This is a genomic window from Cohaesibacter gelatinilyticus, from assembly GCF_900215605.1.
Lineage (GTDB): Bacteria > Pseudomonadota > Alphaproteobacteria > Rhizobiales > Cohaesibacteraceae > Cohaesibacter > Cohaesibacter gelatinilyticus.
Genome location: NZ_OBEL01000001.1, coordinates 408,369 through 428,476, shown reverse-complemented (window position 1 = coordinate 428,476; position 20,108 = coordinate 408,369). Strand labels below are relative to the sequence as shown.

Genomic DNA, 20,108 nt, shown 5'->3' with positions numbered 1-20,108 from the left:
GCATGTCCAGACCTGAATAGATTTCAGTCAAATTTGGTATGTGCACTAGCCGGAGCTCTTTCATGGCATCGCCCTTTGCTGAAAATCCTGACCAGCAACATTCGCCTCAATCAGCTTTCTCACGTCCCAAACCGAGCCTGAAGCACTTTCGTCAGCTCTATCTTTCCGTATTGTGCCTACCATTTCTGATGTCTCCGGCAATTGCGATGAATAGCAAAGGCCTCTCATTACAAAAGCTGCACACCCAGCAACCAGTTAAAGAATTGCTGGTGCAATCGAATGACGGAAAAGGGCAGAGTGTCTATGTGCGCCAAGGGACAAATTGGCATCGTGCAATTGGCTGCGATGATGGCAGCAATGACCTATGCCTGATCAAAGCACCACCCCAAGCATCACCTTCTTTGCCGGCATCGCAAGGCAAAGCACTGAGGGATGGACAGGTCGCCACCGCAAGAGACGGAGATATCCGCGTGGCCTGGCTGACAGGACCGACCAGCCGCTATCAGCACGGTGTGCTGGGAGATGCCATTGAAGCGGAAGGAGTGGCCGTTCAGCTCAAGAACGGACAATATCGTCATTTCAAATTGCCCAAAGATTCCGTTTTTGAAGATCTTGTTCCGCGTCTTACCGATCTGGATGGCGATGGTCGGAATGAACTTGTTCTTGTACGCTCCTACCTTGGTGCAGGTGCCGCTATTGCAATTCTGGGCATCCGTGACAATGAGCTACGCTTGCTGGCAGAGACGCCAGCCATCGGTAGGGCAAATCGTTGGCTGAATCCATCTGTATTGGCAGATTTGTCTGGCAATGGCCGACCCGAAATCGGACTTGTTCGTACACCACATATCGGAGGACAGTTACAAATTTGGCGTTTCGACGGCAAAAAGCTGACTCAGAGCAACAAGGCCAACGGCTTTTCCAATCACTCTATTGGCAGTCGCGCTCTTGGCCTCTCAAGTGTCGTGGTCAAAAACAATGCCAGCCGCATCATCATCCCTGACGCCAAACAGTCCGCTCTACTGGTATTGGACGGCAAAACCCTGAATATCTTAGGGAGAGTGTCTCTTCCCTCACGTCCAACGACGGATTTCGCACTCATTAGACAACCAACTGGCAAACAACAAATACTATTGGGTTTGTCCGACGGTCATCTTTACTCTCTGACCAACCCGAATGGTGATCTGTTCGATTGATCGCTTCCACTGATGGTGTTCTAGCAGACCATTGATTGACAGGCCTTCTGTGGTACATGAAAATATCGTGTTCTGGCAGGATGTGGGAGGATGCAACCATGGTGGATTTTGTAGATATGGGTGCTGTCGCACTGGCTTTTCTCGTGGTGACGGCCTCTCCCGGGCCGGCCACGATTGCATTGGCGAATGTCTCCATGGCATCCGGGCGAAAGAGCGGACTGCATTTCGGGCTTGGATTGTCATTTGGCTTGGCATTTTGGGGATTGATTGCTGCCAGCGGCATTGGTGCAATCCTTCAGGCATCCAACCATGCCCTGGTCATTCTGAAAATTGTCGGCGGGGCTTATCTATTATGGCTCGCAGCCCGGTCAGCAAACTCGGCTTGTCAACAGACTGCTATCCTATCTTCTCAGATTTCGAGTGATCGCTGGCTCAAAAGAGGTCTTTTTCTCAATCTCTCCAACCCCAAAGCTGTTGTCGCATGGATGGCAACATTATCCATTGGAACCAACGATTACAGCCATGCAGGACAGATCGCCTTGATGACCATCTTATGTGTTGCTCTGGGTTTCATAATCTACACCACCTACTCACTTGCCTTTTCTCTTCCCGGTGTCATGGCTGGCTATTCAACGTTTCGCAAATGGATTGATGGAATTGTCGCAGGCCTGTTTGCCGTTGCAGGTTTTGGCCTGCTCCGCTCTGCATGGAATAAATGAAATCTTCAAATCAAAGAAGATCAACGCTCAAATCTTCCAGCCATGTTCCAAGGTTGCGGTTTTTGATCATTAGGCTTAACAAGGAGGATATCAGGCATGTCTGATATCCTCCTTGTTCCTTGGTCCTACCTTTATGACATTTGCGCACTATCTTGAACCCGCTGTCACCGGTTTTTTGCTAGGTGGCTCTTTGATCATTGCCATTGGTGCTCAAAATGCCTTCGTCCTACGCCTCGGATTGCAGCGCCAACATGTTTTTCCCATTGTCTTTTTATGTGCGTTGTCAGATGCCTTATTGATCCTGGCTGGTGTTGCAGGCATGGGTGCCCTCGTCAAACGTTATGATCTGGTCTTACAACTCATTACTTGGGGTGGCTTTGCCTTCTTGTTTGTCTATGGCCTGCAGGCCTTCATGCGTGCCTTCAAGCAAGAACACATGGATGCTCGACACGGTGGGAACATTAGCCTTCGAAAGGCCATATTGACTGTTCTGGCTTTCACCTATCTCAATCCGCATGTTTATCTGGATACTGTATTACTGGTCGGCGGATTGTCCGCTCAATGGCGAGGTGCGGCGCAAGGTGCCTTTGCCATCGGAGCGATAACGGCCAGCTTTGTCTGGTTCTTCTCTCTGGGCTATGGTGCAAGAGTTCTGACACCTTTGTTTGAAAAACCAATTGCCTGGCGACTTCTTGATATTCTGATCGGCTCTATCATGTGGCTTCTGGCTCTCTCATTGATCCTCACCAATGTCAGGGCTTAAACCCACCTAGGGTGTTTTGAATGAATGCCCGATTAATCAAAATGTCCAAACCATAGCTTCCAAGCATATTCTTGTCAGAAAAGTGCATCCGCATTCGGAAATATGCTCTACCACGGCATAGCCATAAACTGAAAAGGCCCTTTCACTATAATGAAAGGGCCTTTTCAGTCTGATTGTCGCAACACCTTATCCGGCAACGCGGACTAATCGGTCATAATCTCTTCAGAGAGGGTCAGATAATCTGCCTTCTTCTTAGCTGCCTTCTTCTTGGAGGCGCATGACATTGCGGCCGCCACGGACTGAATGCCGATAGTATGATATTGCTTCTCCAGCAGATCCTCATTTGCCGGGGTCGAGATATTGGTCGCTTGGTTAGCAGCTTGAGCAGACATCGCTTTCACTCACTTGACTTATTGCACGAACAGATCATCTAGGACTCGAATAGGGCAGAACCTTGACTTCGATCCACCTTTTAAATCTAGGCTTTTCTTACCGCCTCGTCTTGATCTGTTCCTGCGAGGTAATCACAAACTTCCCTGTTGTAAAAGCCCTTAATGCAGTCTGAACAATATTATTTAATTTTTTCCCAAATTTTTTTGAATAAAAAACAATTTATGAATGAATTTTGAAATTATATTTCTTATTGATAGAATAATATTTCAATGCTGAGCATGGAACGCAGAAAAAAAGATATGTGCACAACTGAAACAAAAGCGCTTTTTCATGAAATATGCAATTTTTGCACATATACAAATTGATTTCTGTAACGCTTTAAATGCTGTTTCTTGCTTCCACTTGGCAAAAAAGCCGACAACACCTCCTGCGTTTCCGGCTTTCATCTCTCGGCCATAGAATCCAGATCTCTACATTATGTGAGACAGGCACCATTTTCATTTCTTACTGGTTCCAGGAATTGGCGCAGCAATGATAGCGACTCGCGGGTAATCCTCTCAATGATAACAGCATCAGTAACCATCTCCTTACGACCTATATCGGAACGCATAAAAAGTGGAAAAAGTGTAATCCCCATGCGAAAGGACAAAAGTAAATCTGGTGGTACCTGCCGAACTGTCCCCTCTTCTACCCCACGATTGATCATGTCGCCCATGACGACAAGCACTTCCTGAATTTTGGAACTACATTTATTGAAGACCGAATACTCAAAAGGCGCAGGAAAGTCAGCAAGTAACAAACGGGCATAGCCGCAATGCGTTACGTAGAATTCAATGGTTTTTTCCGCGCTGGCCAACAGGCCCTCCATAGGCGGCAATGCCTTGATATCGTGGTAAATGATCAATAAGTCATCCATCAAACGGTCCGCCAAAGCCTCTAATACCTCTTTGCGGCTAGAGAAATGAGCATAGATGGATGGGAGTTGCACCCCGACCTGTTCTGCCACATCTTTCAGTTTGAGCCCTTCCACCCCTTTCTTTGCAATTTCCTGCTCGGCAATATCCAGTATCAAATCTCGCGTAGAGCGGTTCTCCTGCGTAAAATTTTTTCGTTTGGAGGTCATAATCCCTTTAGCTTGAAGGATCTAAGGCCTTAAAGCTTCCCATTATTGTTCCGGCTGACTGGCAGCCTTATTCAATCGCACCGGGCGTACTATCACGGATTACGTTGTTTACTTCAATAGACAGAAATATCGGTGACCCTGCTTACCATTCTTCAGGTCATATAATTCATGATTGCGAAGCTCCATATGTATTATTAATTTTACCTATGGAGCCTTCACGATTGCAGCCTGATCAGCCCTGATCGGCGATATCAATAATGATACGACCGCGGATTTTTCCGTCCACGATATCGGCGGCAGCCTGCATGGCCTCGTCAAATGGAACCGTTTTGGTCAGGCTTTCCAGCTTCGATAAATCCAGATCCTGAGCCAAACGGCTCCATGCCTCGATTCGTTTTGCTTTCGGTGCCATCACAGAATCAATGCCCAACAGGCTGACACCACGCAGAATGAACGGGGCAACACTGGATGGCAGATCCATGCCTTGAGCCAAACCACAAGCAGCAACTGCACCACCATATTGGGTCATGGATAGTACATTGGCCAATGTGTGACTGCCAACCGCATCTACGGCACCCGCCCACTTTTCCTTGTTCAATGGCCGGGCCGGACCCGACAGTTCCTCACGATCAATCAATTCGGAAGCTCCAAGACTTTTCAGATACGCCTCTTCACTGCTACGCCCCGTGGACGCAATAACGTGGTATCCAAGCTTGGAAAGGATGGCAATTGCAACAGAGCCAACGCCACCAGCGGCCCCAGTGACAAGAATCGGTCCTTTATCTGGCGTCAGGCCAGCCTTCTCAAGAGCCATGACGCAAAGCATGGACGTATAGCCAGCAGTACCAATTCCCATGCAATGTTTTGCGCTCAGACCTTCCGGCTTATGGATCAGCCAATCTGATTTGACCCGCGCCACCTGGCTATAGGCGCCCATATGGGTCTCACCAACACCCCAACCATTGAGAACAACCTCCTGGCCAGGTTTGAAGTCAGAATTATCTGACGCCAAAACCGTTCCCGCCATATCAATGCCAGGTATCATGGGCCAGCGACGAACCACGGGGCTTTTGCCGGTAATGGCCAGGCCATCTTTGTAATTGACTGTAGAATAGGCCACTTGAACGGTAACATCGCCATCCATCAAGTCACTTTGGTTCAGGGTTTTGACTGCAACGCTTTGCTTTTTCTCCTCGTCACGGTCAATCACAATCGCTTTGAACTGATCCATTTCTCTCTCCATTCGCATGTCCTGATCTCCTGACATGCTTTTCAATATTCTTCGCATGGAGCTTATTAAACGAACAATCGTTTGTATATAGAAATTCAGTTTCCCGGGACAGTCATTAGTCGGAGTTTCCGCTCTTTTGAGGTCAGGCCCTTGGCTCACTTGGGAAGAAGTTTGGGCAATAGATGGTTTTCAACCAATGACCTTGGCATCTTCCAGGCATCCCGTTGATTGTAATTGCCAGCATAAATGACAACAACGAAATCCAGTCCTTTATTGATGATCAATTGCTGGCCTCCATTTCCGAACCCAGCGGCCCAATAGGGTGGTTCACCTCGCGGGGAGAGATACCAGAAATAGCCATATTTCAAGCCGGAACTCGTAACGGTTCTGGGTTCCAGTGATGTCTTGATCCAATCAAGAGGCACTATCTGCTTACCCTGCCATTTTCCACCCTGATTGATCATCAATCCGATTTTGGCGAGGTCCTTGGCACGGAGACGCAGACCAGAAGCAGCAGATGGTTCCTTATCAGCTCCCCGCACCCATTCAAACTGATCTATGCCCATCGGATCAAACAGCTTCTCTTTGGCATATGCATCCAGCGTCACGCCTGTTCCTTGTGCTATCAAACGGCCAACCAGCGCTGTCGCTCCTCCATTATAGACCCATTTTTCGCCTGGCTTTCCCTGCAATGGTCGGCTCAACACGTAGTGATAGCGGTCCTTGGAAAACTCCATGGCGATTTCGCTGTTGCGTTTGTCCGTATAGGGTAGGCTTTCGTCCCACTCTATTCCCATTCGCATGCTAAGAGTATCGTCAACTGAAATGCTACTACGGCCCTCTTCTTCACCCAGATCCTTGTATTTTGGAAATGCTGCATAGAGGCTTCTCGATGGATCGGGCACCTTTCCCTCAGCCAAAGCTATTCCATAAATCAGGCTGGTTATGCTCTTGGTAACAGAGCGCAGATCATGCAGGCTGCCATCGTCGAACTCTCGCATCCCGAGTGGGCTACCCCATCTCTGATCCAACCCCTGATAACTGGCATCAACAATGAGTTTCCCCTTATGATACACAATCACTTGATGAAGCCCTTGCAGTTTGCCAGCCTCCTTGGCGTCATCAATCGACTTTTGAAGGTCGTGATCTATAGCCCAGACCGTCTGACTGGATATCAGCATGCAGACCACAAAAGTAAGGCCGATGTTTTTTAAAATTGCCATGGATTTATCTACCAGAAAAATATGAGCACGAAGTAAGACGCATATCATTATATGGGATCAGTTCGAATGAACGAAAGCAGTATTGGGACATTGCTTTCCCAAATCACAAGGCAATTCATTTCCCATAAGGACTTGATGAGACCAACGCATCATTTCAGAGGATCTCGCGCGGACATTCTACCAAACAAACCATGCAGAAACAGGTTCCTTCAAAGCGGCCACAACCTAAAAAGGCCGCGGCAAAGTTTGCCACGGCCTTTTAAACTCTTTTGGTGATCCGGTGAAGGATCCGGCGCTCTTTTGATTTAGTTGAGCTTTCCGCCAACTTCCTCAATAGAGGCCTTCAGCAGGGCCTTGCCTGCTTTACCGCCCATCTGCTTGGCCAGAATGCTTTCGGCCGCAGAAACAGCAACATCGGTTGCTGCACCCTTGACTTCAGCAATTGCCTGACTTTCAGCCTGAGCAATCTTTTCTTCAGCCTGTTTGGTACGGCGAGCTACATAGTCCTGAATCTTGGCCGCAGCGTCTTTTTCCATCGCTTCTGCTTCACGCTTGGCCAAGGTAACGATTTCCTCAGCTTCGCTTTCCGCTTCACGCTGCTTACGCTGGTATTCCGCCAACAGAGCCTGTGCTTCTTCACGCAGACGACGAGCCTGATCCAGCTCATCCTCGATAGATTTTGCGCGTTTGTCGAGGGCTGCAGCAATCATTCCCGGTACACCAGCTTTGATGATGATACCAAAGAAAACGATCAGCGCGACAAAAGCCCATAAAGTTGCGTCACCCATGATGCACTCCCTTAATTCGCTTTTGCAGCTGCTACAGCCACTGCAACGTCTTTTGCTGCGACGCCGGAGCCCATAATCTGCTCCAGAATTGCCTCGGTCGTGCTCTGAGCGATCTCTTCAACTTCGCCCATTGCCTTGGCTTTCACCGCAGAGATTTTTTCCTCTGCCGCTACCAGCTGTTTGGCAATGTCTGCTTCGATCTCAGCATTTTTGGACTCGATGTCCGCCTTTGCCGTATCACGAGCAGATTGGGCGATGCCATGAGCTTTCTGGCGAGCTTCTGCCAGGGATTGCTCGTATGAGGCGATCGCTTCATCGGTTTCCTTTTTGAGGCTTTCAGCCTCTCCAAGGTCACTGGCAATCCTGTCACGCCGTACTTCAAGAATGTTCGCAATGCGCGGCAGTGCCACTTTGGACATCAGATAGTAGAGAAGCCCAAAAGTAATAACCAACCACAAAATTTGAGAACCGTAGGTAGCGGAATCAAACGGAGGAAAATTCGCCCCCGTATCTTCCATCATACCTGGAATGCCTTCTTGCGAGTCAATCAGGTTCTTCGTCATTGCAATCTCCCAATCAAAAGCCGGATCATTTTTTACTTGCCCGCTCTGCTAGAACAATAAAAGAGAGTCTAGCAGAGCAAGGCGGAACCGACGTTTTTTGAATCTTCGTATTTGCTTAGGATTAAGCTACGAAGAGGAGAATCAGGGCAACAACGAGAGAGAAGATACCAAGACCTTCAGCAAGGGCTGCACCGATCAGCGCGTTGGTGAACTGGGCTGGGGCTGCAGAAGGGTTCCGCAGAGCGCCAGACAGGTAGTTACCAAAGATGGTGCCCACGCCGATGCCTGCGCCACCCATACCGATGCAAGCGATACCAGCACCAATCAGCTTTGCTGCTTCAGCTTCCATTGTGATCTCTCCTATTAAATCAAACGAGAATTCGAGTTAGGTTGATAGTTCGAAACTTTTCCACCAGGACCTGGTTCAAGTTGCCTATTGGCACCTCTAATGAGACGGGTGGATCGCGTCATTCAGATATACGCAGGTCAGGATCGTAAAGACGTAAGCCTGCAAACAAGCGACCAGGAACTCCAGAGCTGTCAGCGCGATGGTCATGGCAAATGGGAATATAGCACCCAGCCAACCCGCAGCACCTGCTGCTGTCAAGGACACGATAAAGCCCGCAAAAACCTTGAGGACGATGTGACCAGCCAGCATGTTACCGAACAGACGCAGCGACAGGCTGACTGGACGGGACAGGAATGACAGAATTTCAATGATAACGATGAAGGGCAGGATAGCGCCCGGAACACCAGAAGGCACAAAAAGCTTCAGGAAGCCAATGCCGTTGCGCATGAAGCCGTACAGGATCACAGTGGTGATCACCAGCAGGGCCAGCGCAAGCGTAACGATGATGTGCGAGGTAACGGTGAAGAAGTAAGGGAACATGCCAATCAGGTTGGCGGTCAGAACGAAAGTGAACAAGGAGAATACCAGTGGGAAGAACTTCATCCCTTCGGTACCTGCTGTGTTCCTTAGCGTACTCGCCACGAGCTCATAAACAAGCTCCGCCGTTGATTGCCAGCGGCTAGGCACCAGACCACGGCCAGATGTAGACATGATCAGGAAGCTGGAGATCACAACAATGGTTGCAATCATGAAAACAGCGGAGTTCGTCATTGCGAACTCAACGCCACCGACTTCGCCTAGAGAAAAGATCGAATTGATCTTAAATTGTGAGATCGGATCGTTGGCCACGGCGTGAGCCCCTTTATTAGATGTCCAAGTCGCACTTCGAGGCAAAAAGCTTTGAAGCCATCCTGCCCAGTTTGTTTTTACTCACCCGGAGGAGATATCTTCCCCGCCGAGCGCAGCATATTTAGCATACCTGCCATGAAACCGAGAAGGATGAATATGATCATTCCCCAAGGCGCCAGGCCAAACCATTTGTCAATGAGCCATCCAATCGCACCACCAACAAAGACACCGGCAATAAACTCTGATCCCAATCGCCATGCCATGGCGAGGCCAGATGCATTTGCCCCGTTTCCTTGTTGCGCCCCTTGGTCCTGATCACCTTGCTGCGTCATTTGCGCCAGCTTTGCATCCAGTTCCTCGAGGCGGCTGTCCAGCTCCTTGGTCTCTTCTAGCTCTTTTCCGGTCTTACCTACTTCAAGCTTACTGTCCCGTTCATCAGAATTCATCGCGTCAATTCCCGTTCCTGCCTGATGGATATCGCGGCGCCAGGTTTTGCCCGCCAAGACGATGATCGAGCTTGTAACGAAGTCGGATAAACCGAGCTATCGAAGACGGGCGCACCATAATCGCGAGGCCTTGGGGTGTCAAGACAACAGAATCTGAAGCTAGTTCTTTGTAATATTTATAGAAATCTTGTTTTCGCACCTTTTGAGGGAGTATTCTTCGCCCAATTGCCAAGGAGAATTGGTTCTGATTGGAACAAAATAGGTGGAAATCCTCAGTTTTTCCCCGGTTGTTATCATTTTCCTGACAACAACCAACTGGAAAATGCCGACCAAAGTTGCAAATGCAACTCTGAGAATGTGCAAATCCCCTGTTTCTCCGTTTTTCCAATGACCGTGATCCTTGTTGACCTACACGAGATTCTCCGAGGCTCCCATATCTGGCCATTACAGCGGCTGAGATGTCCGTTGTACCGCTCACATCGTCAAGGAAAGACCTGTTCATGTATCTCAGCTCGCCATGTTTAGACCACAAACACAGCCTCAATTTGGCTTCACAAGGAATCATTATCCACGATTACAGACACAGTTCGTCCTGAAACCTTTTTCCTTTCATAGGGATAGAGAAAGTACTCAAATACTTACGAACATTTCATTTGGGTGTGATCAGAGTGGTTCCTACATTTCAAGGATCATATCAGTTCCTTTCATTTACCCGATCCGGGACCCATTTTCTGGAGTGATATATGCGCCAGTTTTCGAATCCACCTTCTCCTTCCTCCAAATGGCTATTGAAGAGCTGCTTCTTTGCGCTTCTTAGTTCGGTTGCCGTTACTCAAGCCTCAGCTCACGGAGTGCATGCTAGCAATGACGCTGTGCCAATCCCCGTCATACAGTCCGTTCTGTATAAAAGCGGAAATGATGTTCCGGGCAAAATGACCGAATCGCTCGCGGATCTGCCTTCCCTTGGCGCCAATTTCTCGCAGTTTGAACTCGACAACGGCATGCAGGTGATTGTGATTCCCGATCATCGGGCACCGGTAGCAACCCATATGGTTTGGTACAAAGTGGGCTCCGCCGATGAAAAACCCGGCGAAACCGGCATTGCACATTTTCTCGAACATCTGATGTTCAAAGGCACCAAGGAGCATCCTGACGGAGAGTTTTCGCGAATCATCGAATCCGTCGGAGGCCAGGAAAACGCTTTCACTTCTTATGACTTCACGGCCTATTACCAGCGTGTTGCCAAACAGCATCTACCAACCATGATGGCAATGGAAGCAGATCGCATGGCGAATCTGGTGTTGCGCGAAGATCAGGTCAATCCAGAGCGCCAGGTGGTTCAGGAAGAACGTGTAAGCCGTACGGATAGCGTTCCAAGCTCGCTATTGGGAGAAGCAGTCTCAGCATCGCTTTATCGCAATCACCCCTATGGCAAGCCGGTCATTGGCTGGGCTCATGAAATCGAGAAACTGGATCGAGAAACAGCTCTCAATTTCTACAATACTTATTACACGCCCAACAATGCCATTCTCATTGTGGCAGGTGATGTGAATGCGGAAGAAATCAAGAAGCTGGCGAAGGAGACCTACGGCAAAGTCAAACGCCGAGCCGAACCGGGTCCTCGTATTCGGCCAATAGAACCACCACAACGTACTGCACGCACGCTCACTTTGCGACATGAGCGCGTCACCCAACCACAAATGAGCCGTTCATATGTGGTACCGAGCTATACCTCAGCGACTGGCAAGGAATCTTACGCCTTGGATCTGCTTGGATATATCCTCGGATCAGGCACCAATTCCCGCCTCTATCAAACCTTGGTTGTAAAGGACAAGATCGCGACATCTGCCGGGGCAGGCTATTCCTCCAATGGGCTGGATGATACGACTTTCTATATTTATGGCTCTCCTGCTGCTGGCAAGACACTTGTTGATGTGGATACGGCCATTGGCGCACAGATCCAACGCCTGATAGACGATGGCGTTAGTGAAGAAGAGTTGAAGCGGGCCAAACGGTCAATACTTACGCAAAGTTACTATAGTCAGGACAACCAGGTCACTTTGGCCAATATCGTTGGGCGAACTCTGACAACCGGCGGCACTCTCGATGATATCCGTGATTGGCCCCAAAAATTAAGCGAACTCTCCATCAAGGATGTTCAGGATGTTGCCGCAAAGTATCTGAAAGAGAATCGTTCCGTGACCGGATACTTACGCGCTCCCAAAGCTGCAAAGCCGGTGACCAAACATGACAAAATGCCGCCGAACGACACACATCCGCTCCCTAAATCCAAACCTCAATCTTCTGCAAAGAAGGAGAGCTAAGCCATGCATAATCAAGATTCTCAGCCCTCCTCCCCAGCATTCAAAAAGCGCGCTATTGCAAAGGCCAAAAAGGTGCCAGATAACCGTCCATTTCTATTGGTGATCGGTCTTCTCTTCCTATTGGCAATGGTTGTTGCAAGCTTGAGTCCCGCTCGTGCAACTGAAATTCAGGAAGTCGTCAGCCCCAGCGGTATCAAGGCATGGTTGGTGGAGGAGCATTCTGTTCCCATCGTGACCATGGACTTTTCTTTCTTGGGCGGTGTGGTCAATGAAAAGGCCGACAAGCTCGGCACTGCAACCATGCTGACTGCGCTTTTCGATGAAGGTGCGGGTGATATGAAGGCAGAAGCCTTCCACACACGTCTGGAAGAAAATGCCATTCATATGAGCTTTGATGCTGGCTATGAGCGTTTCTATGGCTCTCTGCGCACTTTGACACCCAACCTTACTGAAGCCACGGACCTGCTTAGCCTCGCCCTACAAAAACCGCGCTTTGACGAAGATGCAATTGAACGCATGCGAGCGGTTTTGATGAGCGGGCTGAAGCGCAAGGAAAAATCCCCACGCAATATCATGTCAAAAGCGTGGCGTCAGTCCGTCTATGGAAACCATCCTTACAGCCGTCCCGGTGATGGGGAGCTGGAAACCATGAAGGCCATCACCAAGGCTGATCTTGTGAACTTTCATCGCAATGTTCTGACCCGTGATGATCTGATCATCGGTGTGGTCGGGGCCATAGATGCCAAGACGCTGGCACCGCTCCTCGATAAAATTTTTGCTCCTTTGCCTGCTAAAGGTGAAACCGTAGAAGTCGCGGATTACACCCTGACAAATAAAGGCCGCAAGGACATATCGGTCAACAACCCGCAAACCAGCATTCGCTTCGCATTGGAAGGCATCAAGCGCGATGATCCTGACTTCTATGCAGCCTATGTCATCAATCACGCATTAGGCAGCGGCATGAATTCCCGTCTTTTCACCGAGATCCGTGAAAAGCGAGGTCTGGTCTATGGCGTTGCCAGCTATCTGACAGATCGTGAGCATTCGCAATTGTTTGTTGGCGCCATGCAGACCCGGACTGACAATACCGAGCAGGCAATCGAACTGGTTCGTATCGAAATTACCAAACTTGCCAAAGATGGTTTGACCCAGGACGAATTGGACGCTGCTAAGCAGTTTCTGATCGGTTCGTATCCTTTGCGCTTTGACACATCTTCCAAGATTTCCCGTCAGCTGGTGGGTATTCAGGAAGAAGATCTGGGTATCGACTATTTCGACAAACGCAACAGCTATATTGAGGCAGTGAGCCTTGAGGATGCAAAACGCGTCGCCAAGCGCCTGTTCAAACCAGAGAATCTGTTTGTGATGACCGTCGGCAAGAACTTGCAAACCGCGAAAGCCGGAACCAGCAAAGCCAACTGAGCTTCAACATTATTCGATCATGAAAAAGGCCGCCGAAGCTCCATCTGGCGGCCTTTTTCATATGCGGCCAGGCGATACAGGGCGAGGTTCAAAGCCCGTCAAAAACAACATCCGTCTCCATGACACTTTCGGCACCGTTGACGATGGCATCCAGGAGTGACGTTGTTTGGGGAAGGAGGTTCACACAATAGAAACGCAGTAATGCCAGGCGTTTGGCCGCAGAAGAGTGCTGTTGTTCGGATGACAGGATTGTACCTTTGATCATCAAAATACCACCAAGCGTCAGGCCAAACAAACGCAGGAATGGTGTTGCCCCGGCCAGAGCCAGATTGGGTTTTCCATCCTTGAGTGATGACAAAAGCCATTCGGTTGCAAAGTTCAAATCTTCCAGACTTTCAATCATCTCTTCGCCGCATAGAGCAAGCCTGCCGTCTTCACTCTCTGCTGCACGTTTGGCCCAGATGCTCATTTCCACCAGCATTTCCTTGACAGCTGCACCATCAGACAAAGGCAGCTTACGAGTGACCAGATCAATGGCCTGAATGCCGTTGGTTCCTTCATATATCTGAGCGATCCGAGCATCGCGCATATGCTGTGCTGCTCCGGTTTCTTCGATATAGCCCATACCGCCATGAACCTGCACGCCGATGGAGGCAACTTCGGAACCAATATCAGTGGAGAAGGCCTTGGCAATCGGTGTCAATATGCCAGCTCGTTCCTGCCAATGCTTGGCAGACTTTGCATCACCTTTTGCAAGAGCCAGATTGGTTTGATCAAGTGCAAAGGCGCAACGATAACTGATGGAACGAACCGCTTCGGTCAAAGCCTTCATGGTCATCAGGTTACGTTTCACATCCGGATGAACGAGGATTGGCTCCATTTCACCATCTTTTGGTGCGCCAACGCGTTTGCCTTGCTTACGCTCTGCGGCATAGGCTTCTGCCTGCTGAGTGGCACGTTCTGCCACCCCCACTCCTTGAATGCCGACCATCAGGCGAGCGTTATTCATCATGGTGAACATGCAGGCGAGACCACGATTCTCTTCACCAATCAACCAACCAATAGCGCCACCATTATCGCCAAAGGCCATGGTGCAGGTGGCGGATGCATGGATGCCCATTTTATGCTCCACCCCTGCTGCACGCAGATCATTCTTCTCGCCGAGTGAGCCATCGTCATTAACGATATATTTAGGCACAAGAAAGAGAGAGATGCCGCGCGTGCCAGCCGGTGCATCCGGAAGACGTGCCAGAACCAAATGGATGATATTGTCGGTCAACTCGTGATCACCATAGGTGATGAAAATCTTCTGGCCAATAATCTTGTAGGTACCGTCACCGACGGGTTCGGCCTTGGTCCTCATGGCGTTTAGATCAGATCCGGCAGATGGCTCGGTCAGGTTCATGGTTCCCATCCATTCACCAGACACCAGCTTGGCCAGATATTTGTCTTTCAGCTCTTTTGATGCATGCTTTTCCAGCGCCTCTACCGAACCCATGGTCAGGGTCGGCCCAATCGCAAAGCCCATGGAGCCCTGGTTCCACATATCCATTGCCGCTGCAGCCATTTGCAAAGGAAGCCCTTGGCCACCGAACTCTTCTGGTCCGGTCAACGCATTCCAGCCACCTTCCGCCCAAGTCTGGTAAAGTTCTTTCCAGCCTTCAGGCGTTGAGACTGTTCCATTTTCCTGCAGTTGGCAGCCTTCCATATCCGCCTTTGCATTGCGCGGAGCAATTTCCTCGGTTGCAAAACGACCGGCTTCTTCCAGAATCGCCTCGACAAGATCATCAGCCAAATCAGGATAAGCACCTTGCTCCAGCATTTCGCTAAGCCCGGCCACCTGTTTGAGGGTGAATGCCATGTCATCGACGGGTGCGCGATAGCTCATGATTTGGTCTCCAATATAACTTGTCTGCAATGGTCTGGCTGAGCAAGCCAGTATCTATCTTGCTATTCTGCAGTCATGCTTTTTCAGTCTGATGACGGCTGATTTATCAAGATAAACCGAGTTGCAGACTAACGCTCATTCGCCATGGGTCAAGCAACCCCTTTGGCCTAGTGTGGCCGAATTCCGGATTCAGATAACGAGCGCTTCAATTTTTAGATAAAGGTTCGAGCTTGATGCTGTCATATTGCACCCCGCCCAATGTGTTGCCTTTCTGATTGGTTCGCAAATCTCGAATAGCAATGCCCAATGAAGGCGCATAATTGAGTGTTTTGAACAAAATGCCTTTTGAACCAAAATCCTGAGACATTCGGATTTTCCACGTCTCATAACGGCATTTCCCGACCAGAAGCGGTACCTTTCCACCATAACTAAGGCTGATAACCACGCGTTCCGCCGCAATCTCACCATTGATCTTCGTGGTCATCTCGCTCAGCCATCTTTTCTTTTCCGGCAGCTGATCGATATCAGAAACAGGATCGTCGAAGGCAATCGTGACCTTGCGATCATTTTGTTCAATATCAGCAGGCAATAGAGGATGATGATAGAGATTGCGTACTTTCGTCTCTCTACCAAAATCCATTTTGGTCTGGTCTTCGATCAAACGTCCATTTCGGCGCGAAAATCTGGTTACAAGTTTCGGGTTGCGCCGCTCAAGCACCAGACTCTCTTTTTCAGACCAGTTACGTGGACAAGCATTGTTTGCGTGGGCCTTCCCATCGACCAAACCATAGGCGGCGGTAAGCAAGAAGGCAGAGAGCACAGTTAGAATGATTGCTGTTTTCATTGGTTGATCATGGCCAGGTCGATTTATTTTCTCCATTCTTTCAGATTCCTGCCTCTCTTCCAACGACAGATCCGACAGATAGGCGTGAAGCAGGGATTTTGCAAAAAGTCTGGACCTGTTATCGCTCTTCTTTTACAAGAGGCCAGCTTTTTCTGGCAGATGATTGAAAAAATGCGAAAAACCACCCGTCTCTGGTCCCCTACCGACATTGTGATTGATCCAAAAACTGGAGCTCTTTCCGAGCCATTGGATGGCTTCGAACAGGCTGTTGAATGTCTGGCTGGGGGCGGTCTGATGGCAATTCCGACCGAGACGGTCTACGGATTGGCGGCAGATGCCACGAATAGCACGGCGGTGGCCGGAATTTTTTCCGCTAAAAACCGCCCTTCCTTCAATCCCTTGATCTCTCATTTGCCAAACCTTGAGGCTGCACAACATTATGGTCAGTTCAATGATGATGCGTTGCGACTGGCAGAAGCCTTCTGGCCGGGTCCACTGACCATCGTTGTCCCAAAACAGCCTCACAGCTCTATTGCCGATCTGGTCAGTGCAGGATTGGACACAATTGCCCTGCGGGTACCTGATGCTCCCTTGATGCGGGCTTTGAGTTATACGCTGGACCGACCCTTGGCGGCACCTTCAGCCAATCGATCTGGGCGCGTTAGTCCAACCAGCGCCTCACATGTCATTGAGGAACTTGATGGTCGTATTGATGTGATTGCGAATCTCGGCTCTTGCTCCGTGGGTGTCGAATCCAGTGTTGTTTTTTGCGCATCAGAGCAACCGGTAACGCTATTGAGGCCTGGTGGATTATCAAGCGAGGCAATTGAAGACTGCTTGGGCAAAGTGTTGTTGCGTGCTGGATCGGATGATGAGACCCCCTCCTCCCCCGGCATGCTCACCAGTCACTATGCACCGTCCTGTCCTGTCCGCCTTAATGCCGTCACCGTCAATGAAGGCGAAGCCCTGCTGGCTTTCGGACCTGACTTGCCGGATGGTTCCGAACAGGCAAGCTCCATCCTCAATCTTTCTGTATCAGGCAATGATCTGGAAGCTGCCCAAAATCTGTTTGCCGGGCTCCGCCAATTGGATAGCAACGGTACCTCATTGATCGCGGTAGCGCCTATTCCAGATGACGGATTGGGCGAGGCAATCAATGATCGTCTGCGTCGTGCAGCTGCTGGCCGATAATTGTCAGCAAAATTACCCAAGGACGAAAACCAGACAGGCTTCAACTTTTGTCTAGGGCTCGATATACTCTTTCCCGGATGTGACTATAGCAATGCAAGCAAGACTTGCTGTGATACAAACCGGGGAGCACCTGATGCTGAAAGAATTTCAAGATTTTATTGCCAAAGGCAATGTCATGGACCTGGCTGTTGGGGTTATTATTGGCGGTGCCTTTGGCCTGATCGTCAAATCCTTGACTGGTGATATCATCATGCCTGTTATCGGCGTAATTTTCGGTGGTCTGGATTTTTCCAATTACTTCCTTCCCCTCTCCGATGGCGTGACAGCTTCAACCCTTGAAGCAGCCAAAGAACAAGGCGCGGTTCTCGCCTGGGGTAGTTTCCTCACGGTAGCGATCAATTTCCTTATTCTGGCCTGGATCATTTTCCTGATGGTCAAAAGCGTCAACAAGTTGCGTGCAGAAGCCGAAGAACGCATGAAGAAGGAAGAAGAAGTCAAAGAGGAAGAACCAGCCAAACCCGCTGAAGATATTGCACTTTTGATGGAAATTCGTGATCTTCTGGCCAAGAAAAAGAACAAGGCCTGATCCCGACCAGCTCAACCAATACAGATTGTTTGACAGAGCGCTACGTCCACAGTCACCTCTGTCAAACAATTTTCGTCGGTTTGTCACAAGCTCGACATGAGATGCGCTCCTTAATTGCATTCTCCACTATATTCTTGAATGCCAAGAGAGCTCTCATGTCACATCATAACCAGTCCCTTTCCAATGGGCTCAGCCGTCGCACCATACTGTTGGGTGGTGCCGCTACTGCTGGCCTCGCTTCCTTTTCTCCCTTTCTGACCTTCCGTGCCAATGCCGCCCCGAATGTGGGTGAGTTGCAGCTTGTTCCTTCCAAGCCAAACCCGAACGGTTCAATCGACAAGCTGTTTTTGCTGAAAGGCGATCCGTTAGCCGCGCCTATCAAGCGGATCGTTGCCGAAGATGGCTCTGCTGTGCCCTCGCCCGTCCTGAAAGCTGGCGAGCGGCGTGTCTTGCGGGTTCTGCACTTCAATGACATGCATAATCACATCACCGACATGCACAAAAAGAAAGGCGATACACGTCGTCTGGCGCAGATGGTGAAGCTGGTCAAGGAAGCACGATCCAATGCAGCAAAAGATGAAGCCGTTTTGTTTGTGTCTGCAGGTGACGATCACACCGGGTCCATCTTTGATGAGTTGATGGGCTGGAGCCCTGAGGAATTTGCCGCCGATGCCGGATATCGCGCCTATAGCGCAGCTGGTCTGGATGTGGCAGCCATCGGCAATCACGAATTTGACCGTGGAGCGGAACTGCTCAAGAAAGGCATTGATACAGACGCCAATTTCCCTCTTCTCTCGGCAAATGTTCATAGCTCCAAGCATATGATCCGCGATAAAGATTATATGTCTGCGGCCATTGCCGAGATCAAGGGTCTTCGCATTGGTCTGATCGGTCTTACCACCAATATCGATACTCGCGTCGGCCAGCCGGAAGACCCTACTTTGGCAGTTGAACGCCCATTGAAAGCGATTGAGAATTTGCTGCCAGCGGTTTCTGACATCTCAGACGTCGTGGTCATTCTCTCTCATTGTGGCTATGGCGAAGGCAAACATGCCTCCGGCAAAGCGGCGACAGAGCGTGATATTGGCGATGGTGATTTCGCAGTTGCCAGCCTTGCCAGCAAGCTCAGCAAGAAGCCAGTCGTCGTCGTTGGTGGGCATACCCATACCAAACTCAATGCTCAAGGCATGGACGAAAACAACCTGATTGATGGTGTGCTGATCACGCAAGCTCAGGCCCATGGCAAATATCTTGGTGACATTGCCCTGTCCATCGCTGCCGATCAGGGGCGGGAGAATTGGTACAATTCTGTCACTTTGCATCCAATCAAGAAAAGCGATAAGCGTGTTAAAGCTGACGACCCGAAATATGCCTCTCTTCAACAAGTCGGCGATTGGGATTCCGGCTTTGAAGAGAGCGTTGTCGTTCCTCTCATCAAAGCGCTCGACAGCAAACTTGCTGAGGTGATTGGCGATGTGGCAACCGATAGCTTGGGTCGCGAAGCAATGATCAATTCACGTTATGTGGGTGAGAATGCACTGGCCAACTTCATGAATGATGCGGTTGTCGCACGTTCTGCCACCTTCCCATCAGGCAAAGTGGATTTTGCCTTGTTCAATGCCACCGGTGTATCATCCGGTGTCGCCAAGGGGGCGCTCTCTTTCAAAGCTTGGTATGATGTCATGCCTTACGCCGATGCCATTCATGTGGCGACCATGAGCGGCCGACAGATCCATGACATGCTGCAATCGAATGTAAAACGCTTGCTACGCCCGGAAGAAGTGGCCAAGACCGATATGTCCGGCTTTGTCTCTCGTGGTTTCCTGCATTTTTCCTCTGGCATTCGCTATGAGATCGAGCTTGGAAATGATGCTGCTTCCTCCAAAGCAATCAATATCACCTTGAGCGGTCAGCCGATTGAGAGCGTTCTCGACAAGACCTTTACCATTGCCATCAATACCTATATGGCACTCGGTGGTTATGGCGAGGCGTGGAACTCCAAGCCGATCGGCGGTGGCGTAAAAGGAGATATCGTCAGTTTTGACCTACGTAAACTGAACTATGATCATACCGGTCTTGTTTATCGGAATGAGGTGATTGCCTATATCCGCGCTAACAAGGAAATCTCTGAATTCAATGGCGGCAAACTGGACGGGCGCCTGACAATTCGTTAGCTCGGACCCACACTCCTCTTTCTGCTTCGACGCAGGATA

General features: G+C 49.8%; 19 protein-coding genes. 8 read left to right on the top strand and 11 right to left on the bottom strand.

The genetic code is table 11. The annotated features are described in order from the left end of the window. Nucleotides 1-62 precede the first annotated feature (62 nt). The 3 genes from CRO57_RS01990 (at nt 63) to CRO57_RS01980 (ending at nt 2,675) form a co-directional block, all read left to right on the top strand. Nucleotides 63-1,193 carry an FG-GAP repeat domain-containing protein gene (locus CRO57_RS01990; protein WP_097151723.1) on the top strand — a complete coding sequence of 377 codons (1,131 nt, stop codon included), beginning with the start codon at nt 63-65 and terminating at the stop codon, nt 1,191-1,193. 98 nt (nt 1,194-1,291) lie between these two features. Beyond that, nucleotides 1,292-1,912: a LysE family translocator gene (locus CRO57_RS01985; RefSeq protein ID WP_097153147.1), complete on the top strand. Its 621-nt coding sequence runs from the start codon at nt 1,292-1,294 to the stop codon at nt 1,910-1,912. A gap of 133 nt (nt 1,913-2,045) precedes the next feature. Then, nucleotides 2,046-2,675: a LysE/ArgO family amino acid transporter gene (locus tag CRO57_RS01980; protein WP_097151722.1), complete on the top strand. Its 630-nt coding sequence runs from the start codon at nt 2,046-2,048 to the stop codon at nt 2,673-2,675. A gap of 203 nt (nt 2,676-2,878) precedes the next feature. Here CRO57_RS01980 and CRO57_RS01975 read toward each other — a convergent pair whose 3' ends face one another. The 9 genes from CRO57_RS01975 to CRO57_RS01930 all read right to left on the bottom strand — a co-directional run bounded on the left by CRO57_RS01975 (nt 2,879) and on the right by CRO57_RS01930 (nt 9,640). Then, nucleotides 2,879-3,067, bottom strand: coding sequence for a hypothetical protein (locus CRO57_RS01975; protein WP_097151721.1), 189 nt, complete (start codon nt 3,065-3,067; stop codon nt 2,879-2,881). A gap of 476 nt (nt 3,068-3,543) precedes the next feature. Then, the gene (locus tag CRO57_RS01965) at nt 3,544-4,191 is read right to left on the bottom strand and encodes a TetR/AcrR family transcriptional regulator (RefSeq protein ID WP_097151719.1); all 648 of its coding nucleotides are present in this window, start codon (nt 4,189-4,191) and stop codon (nt 3,544-3,546) included. Between the two features lie 232 nt (nt 4,192-4,423). After that, the gene (acuI, locus tag CRO57_RS01960) at nt 4,424-5,422 is read right to left on the bottom strand and encodes an acrylyl-CoA reductase (NADPH) (RefSeq protein ID WP_097151718.1); all 999 of its coding nucleotides are present in this window, start codon (nt 5,420-5,422) and stop codon (nt 4,424-4,426) included. Nucleotides 5,423-5,577: 155 nt separating this feature from the next. Beyond that, nucleotides 5,578-6,645 carry a serine hydrolase domain-containing protein gene (locus CRO57_RS01955; RefSeq protein WP_210200727.1) on the bottom strand — a complete coding sequence of 356 codons (1,068 nt, stop codon included), beginning with the start codon at nt 6,643-6,645 and terminating at the stop codon, nt 5,578-5,580. Between the two features lie 305 nt (nt 6,646-6,950). After that, nucleotides 6,951-7,433 carry a F0F1 ATP synthase subunit B gene (locus tag CRO57_RS01950; RefSeq protein ID WP_097151717.1) on the bottom strand — a complete coding sequence of 161 codons (483 nt, stop codon included), beginning with the start codon at nt 7,431-7,433 and terminating at the stop codon, nt 6,951-6,953. Between the two features lie 11 nt (nt 7,434-7,444). Beyond that, a complete protein-coding gene (locus tag CRO57_RS01945; RefSeq protein ID WP_097151716.1) occupies nt 7,445-7,996 on the bottom strand; it encodes a F0F1 ATP synthase subunit B in 552 nt (183 codons plus the stop codon). A gap of 121 nt (nt 7,997-8,117) precedes the next feature. Then, entirely contained in the window at nt 8,118-8,345 is a 228-nt protein-coding gene (locus tag CRO57_RS01940; RefSeq protein WP_097151715.1) for a F0F1 ATP synthase subunit C, read from the bottom strand. Nucleotides 8,346-8,441: 96 nt separating this feature from the next. Next, entirely contained in the window at nt 8,442-9,194 is a 753-nt protein-coding gene (locus tag CRO57_RS01935) for a F0F1 ATP synthase subunit A (RefSeq protein ID WP_097151714.1), read from the bottom strand. A gap of 77 nt (nt 9,195-9,271) precedes the next feature. Beyond that, entirely contained in the window at nt 9,272-9,640 is a 369-nt protein-coding gene (locus tag CRO57_RS01930) for an AtpZ/AtpI family protein (RefSeq protein ID WP_097153145.1), read from the bottom strand. A 743-nt stretch (nt 9,641-10,383) separates the two neighbouring features. On the opposite strand from CRO57_RS01930, the gene CRO57_RS01925 reads away from it, so the two are divergent. Together CRO57_RS01925 and CRO57_RS01920 are read left to right on the top strand one after the other, a co-directional pair. Further along, complete coding sequence (locus CRO57_RS01925) at nt 10,384-11,964, top strand: M16 family metallopeptidase (RefSeq protein ID WP_097151713.1); 1,581 nt, start codon at nt 10,384-10,386, stop codon at nt 11,962-11,964. Between the two features lie 3 nt (nt 11,965-11,967). Continuing rightward, nucleotides 11,968-13,386, top strand: a complete 1,419-nt coding sequence (locus tag CRO57_RS01920) for a M16 family metallopeptidase (RefSeq protein WP_097151712.1) — start codon at nt 11,968-11,970, stop codon at nt 13,384-13,386. Nucleotides 13,387-13,474: 88 nt separating this feature from the next. Here the strand turns inward: CRO57_RS01920 and CRO57_RS01915 are convergent, their stop codons facing one another. Together CRO57_RS01915 and CRO57_RS01910 are read right to left on the bottom strand one after the other, a co-directional pair. Then, nucleotides 13,475-15,274, bottom strand: coding sequence for an acyl-CoA dehydrogenase family protein (locus tag CRO57_RS01915; RefSeq protein ID WP_097151711.1), 1,800 nt, complete (start codon nt 15,272-15,274; stop codon nt 13,475-13,477). A 205-nt stretch (nt 15,275-15,479) separates the two neighbouring features. Then, entirely contained in the window at nt 15,480-16,118 is a 639-nt protein-coding gene (locus CRO57_RS01910) for a hypothetical protein (RefSeq protein ID WP_097151710.1), read from the bottom strand. Between the two features lie 171 nt (nt 16,119-16,289). Here CRO57_RS01910 and CRO57_RS01905 point away from each other — a divergent pair, with 171 nt between their 5' ends. The 3 genes from CRO57_RS01905 (at nt 16,290) to CRO57_RS01895 (ending at nt 20,069) form a co-directional block, all read left to right on the top strand. Continuing rightward, nucleotides 16,290-17,309, top strand: coding sequence for an L-threonylcarbamoyladenylate synthase (locus tag CRO57_RS01905; protein ID WP_097153144.1), 1,020 nt, complete (start codon nt 16,290-16,292; stop codon nt 17,307-17,309). Between the two features lie 133 nt (nt 17,310-17,442). Next, nucleotides 17,443-17,895 (top strand): large conductance mechanosensitive channel protein MscL, encoded by a 453-nt coding sequence (gene mscL / locus CRO57_RS01900; RefSeq protein WP_097151709.1) that lies wholly within the window; start codon nt 17,443-17,445, stop codon nt 17,893-17,895. Between the two features lie 155 nt (nt 17,896-18,050). Beyond that, on the top strand, nt 18,051-20,069 hold the full coding sequence (locus CRO57_RS01895) for a bifunctional metallophosphatase/5'-nucleotidase (protein ID WP_097151708.1): 2,019 nt from the start codon (nt 18,051-18,053) through the stop codon (nt 20,067-20,069). Nucleotides 20,070-20,108 lie beyond the last annotated feature (39 nt).

What these genes read in the sequence shown, in the direction of transcription:
- acuI (WP_097151718.1), bottom strand. Translation starts at nt 5,422, where the DNA reads ATGGATCAGTTCAAAGCGATTGTGATTGACCGTGACGAGGAGAAAAAG.
- CRO57_RS01925 (WP_097151713.1), top strand. Translation starts at nt 10,384, where the DNA reads ATGCGCCAGTTTTCGAATCCACCTTCTCCTTCCTCCAAATGGCTATTG.
- CRO57_RS01930 (WP_097153145.1), bottom strand. Translation starts at nt 9,640, where the DNA reads ATGAATTCTGATGAACGGGACAGTAAGCTTGAAGTAGGTAAGACCGGA.
- CRO57_RS01915 (WP_097151711.1), bottom strand. Translation starts at nt 15,274, where the DNA reads ATGAGCTATCGCGCACCCGTCGATGACATGGCATTCACCCTCAAACAG.
- CRO57_RS01895 (WP_097151708.1), top strand. Translation starts at nt 18,051, where the DNA reads ATGTCACATCATAACCAGTCCCTTTCCAATGGGCTCAGCCGTCGCACC.
- CRO57_RS01985 (WP_097153147.1), top strand. Translation starts at nt 1,292, where the DNA reads ATGGTGGATTTTGTAGATATGGGTGCTGTCGCACTGGCTTTTCTCGTG.
- CRO57_RS01955 (WP_210200727.1), bottom strand. Translation starts at nt 6,645, where the DNA reads ATGGCAATTTTAAAAAACATCGGCCTTACTTTTGTGGTCTGCATGCTG.
- CRO57_RS01950 (WP_097151717.1), bottom strand. Translation starts at nt 7,433, where the DNA reads ATGGGTGACGCAACTTTATGGGCTTTTGTCGCGCTGATCGTTTTCTTT.
- CRO57_RS01980 (WP_097151722.1), top strand. Translation starts at nt 2,046, where the DNA reads ATGACATTTGCGCACTATCTTGAACCCGCTGTCACCGGTTTTTTGCTA.
- mscL (WP_097151709.1), top strand. Translation starts at nt 17,443, where the DNA reads ATGCTGAAAGAATTTCAAGATTTTATTGCCAAAGGCAATGTCATGGAC.
- CRO57_RS01920 (WP_097151712.1), top strand. Translation starts at nt 11,968, where the DNA reads ATGCATAATCAAGATTCTCAGCCCTCCTCCCCAGCATTCAAAAAGCGC.
- CRO57_RS01975 (WP_097151721.1), bottom strand. Translation starts at nt 3,067, where the DNA reads ATGTCTGCTCAAGCTGCTAACCAAGCGACCAATATCTCGACCCCGGCA.
- CRO57_RS01945 (WP_097151716.1), bottom strand. Translation starts at nt 7,996, where the DNA reads ATGACGAAGAACCTGATTGACTCGCAAGAAGGCATTCCAGGTATGATG.
- CRO57_RS01910 (WP_097151710.1), bottom strand. Translation starts at nt 16,118, where the DNA reads ATGAAAACAGCAATCATTCTAACTGTGCTCTCTGCCTTCTTGCTTACC.
- CRO57_RS01965 (WP_097151719.1), bottom strand. Translation starts at nt 4,191, where the DNA reads ATGACCTCCAAACGAAAAAATTTTACGCAGGAGAACCGCTCTACGCGA.
- CRO57_RS01940 (WP_097151715.1), bottom strand. Translation starts at nt 8,345, where the DNA reads ATGGAAGCTGAAGCAGCAAAGCTGATTGGTGCTGGTATCGCTTGCATC.
- CRO57_RS01990 (WP_097151723.1), top strand. Translation starts at nt 63, where the DNA reads ATGGCATCGCCCTTTGCTGAAAATCCTGACCAGCAACATTCGCCTCAA.
- CRO57_RS01905 (WP_097153144.1), top strand. Translation starts at nt 16,290, where the DNA reads ATGCGAAAAACCACCCGTCTCTGGTCCCCTACCGACATTGTGATTGAT.